The following is a 2,645-nucleotide window of genomic DNA, read 5'->3' as shown; positions in this document are numbered from 1 at the left end:
ACATCCTTGAATTTACCGCCTTCGTTTTTATAAAGGGCGTCTTTACCGGTTCCCTGATTGGCAAGGAAAAGGTCAAGAAAACCATCACTGTTATAGTCAAACCAGCAAGCACCTACGGTCGCGCGCGGATCCGCTAGCCCCGTTTCATTGCTGACATCCGTAAATTTTTCACCGTCATAACTGAATAAATAATTAGGGCCTATGCGGTCAGCAACATAAAGATCCAATGTGCCGTTGTTATCATAGTCAATCCAGTTGATTTGCCTTGTACTTACTTGAGGGATGTCAACACGCATTTGTCTTGAAACTTCGGTGAATCCTTGGGATTTATTATTAATATAGAGTTCATTACCGTAGCGATTACTGCCGACGTAAAAATCAAGATATCCGTCCGCATTGAAATCCCCCCAGGCAATTGAGCGTCTTTCTTTTCCGTCCGTTGGTAAACCAAGTAGAGGGCCGACATTGGTAAAACCACCAAGTTCATTATTATAAAGTCGAACATCGCCTGTTTTAAATGAAATAACCAAATCAAGGTCACCATCATTATCATAATCGCCCCAAGCATTTGAAAGGGCCATGTTGCCGCCGAATGTATCAGGTTGTATGCGGGTAAAATCAGGTTGGCTTTCTTGTGCCACTGCATTTGCGCCAAGTGCAAATATTTGAAGAGCAATAGTATTGACGAGTGTTTTTCTTTTCAATTTAAAGTCCATATTTCATTTTCCATAAAATTAAAAAGTAGGCGAGTTTTATTGAAGTGTAAAGTAATAGTCTTATGCTGTATCTATATTCATAAAAATTACTACAAAGTGTTATATAAGGGTCATTTATGATTGTTATCCGAATACTGTATTAAAAATTAATTTATTTATAAGGATATGGGAGACAAAGATGAGTTCGAAATTTACACGAAGGTCAACTCTAGAAGCTACTTTAGGGGGGATTACAACGGCTCTTATGCTGCCTGTGTTAGCGTTGAACAAAAATGATGCCAAGGCAGAAGAATTTCAATTAAGTAATGATGTTTTTCAGCATGGTGTTGCTAGTGGAGACCCGCAGCAAAATAGTGTTGTACTTTGGACACGGGTAACAACAATGAAGGGCCAAGAGACGGTCAATTGGGAAATAGCGAAAGATAATGATTTTCAAGAGATTGTTGAGCGTGGAATGGCAAAGGCAAATCAATCAGCAGACCATACCGTGAAAGTAATCCCACAAAATTTGGAAGCTGGCGCAACATATTATTATAGATTTCATTTGAACGGCACATATTCGGGCATTGGGCGCACAAAAACTTTGACAGAAGGTAAGCTTGATCACTTAGGGATTGCTTTGGCATCCTGTTCCAATTTTGCTTGGGGATATTTTAATGCGTATGACGCCATTGCAAAAGATGAACAAGTCGATTTTGTTCTTCATACAGGCGATTATATTTATGAATACGGTACCGATGGTTGGGGCGGTGATCATTCGGTCGCAATAAACCGCGCTCATAATCCGGCCCATGAAATTGTAACACTTGATGATTACCGTAAAAGGCATGCGCAATATAAAGCCGATAGAGGGTCACTTGCTATGCATGCGGCTCATCCTTTACTTGTATGTTGGGATGACCATGAATCGGCAAATAACCCATGGATTGGTGGTGCGGAAAACCATCAGCCGGAAACCGAAGGTGAATGGTCAGTTCGTCTTGCCGCATCCCTGCAGGCATATTACGAATGGATGCCAATTCGTGATCCTAAGCCTGGGCGAACACGCGAGGAATTCTGGCGTAGTTATGTGTTTGGTGATCTATTAACACTGGTCACTTTGGAAAGTCGACATACGGCACGCGGAAAGCAGGTTGATTATTTGGATTATGCAGAATCAATTCAAAGCAAGACGGACGCGGAAGCCTTTATGCGCGATGTTATTGGTGATCCTGACCGCAAGATGATTTCTGAAGCCATGGAACAGGAATTAGAAACAAGTCTTTCCGCCTCAGTAAAGAAAGAACAACCATGGCGGATTATTGGCAACCCTTGTCCCATTGCCCGAATGTTGGTTCCAGATGTGGAAAAATTAGGAGTTGATCCGTCCCGTTTAAATAGTGGGGAGCGTACACCAAATGTACCTACAGCGGCAGATGCTCTTTTTTGGAAAGGGCGCTTTAACCTTCCTTTTTATACAGATACATGGGATGGCTACCCGGCAGCGCGCGAAAAATTTTATGATCTATGTAAATCTGTAGGGGCATCGGATTTATTAGTTCTCACAGGAGATAGTCATAGTTTTTGGGCCAATAAATTATATGATCAAGGCGGTCACTCTATGGGTATAGAAATCGGAACGGCGGGCATTTCGTCGCCCGGTGATTTTGTCAATAGTGGCTGGGATGATGAAACATCCCGTAAACTCGATAAAATTTTTGTAGATCAATTGGATGAGGTCATTTGGACCGATAATATGCATCAAGGTTATGTGAGAGTTCATTTAAGTCATGAAGAAGCCAAAGTGGATTTCATCGCGATGAGTAATATATTGACGGAATCATATGAACCTAAATTATTGCGTTCTGATGTGCTTCGCCATGATAAAGGCTCAATAGATTTTACCTAATGTCGATCTTAATCAATCATGTGGTGTGTATTGTTTATCGC

General features: G+C 41.4%; 2 protein-coding genes. One reads left to right on the top strand and one right to left on the bottom strand.

Annotated elements, in window-relative coordinates:
- Positions 1–704, bottom strand: a 704-nt coding sequence (locus ACTF6W_RS09295; protein WP_438994262.1) for an FG-GAP repeat domain-containing protein, incomplete at its 3' end; no start/stop codon positions are given.
- 190 nt (positions 705–894) lie between these two features.
- Between ACTF6W_RS09295 and ACTF6W_RS09290 the strand changes: the two genes are divergently transcribed.
- Complete coding sequence (locus ACTF6W_RS09290; RefSeq protein ID WP_438994261.1) at positions 895–2,604, top strand: alkaline phosphatase D family protein; 1,710 nt, start codon at positions 895–897, stop codon at positions 2,602–2,604.
- The last annotated feature ends 41 nt before the right edge of the window (positions 2,605–2,645 follow it).

The sequence above is a fragment of the Pseudemcibacter sp. genome (assembly GCF_965661635.1).
Taxonomy (GTDB): domain Bacteria; phylum Pseudomonadota; class Alphaproteobacteria; order Sphingomonadales; family Emcibacteraceae; genus Pseudemcibacter.
The sequence above is the reverse complement of the archived record's forward strand: the minus strand, read 5'-3'. Positions and strand labels throughout refer to the sequence as shown.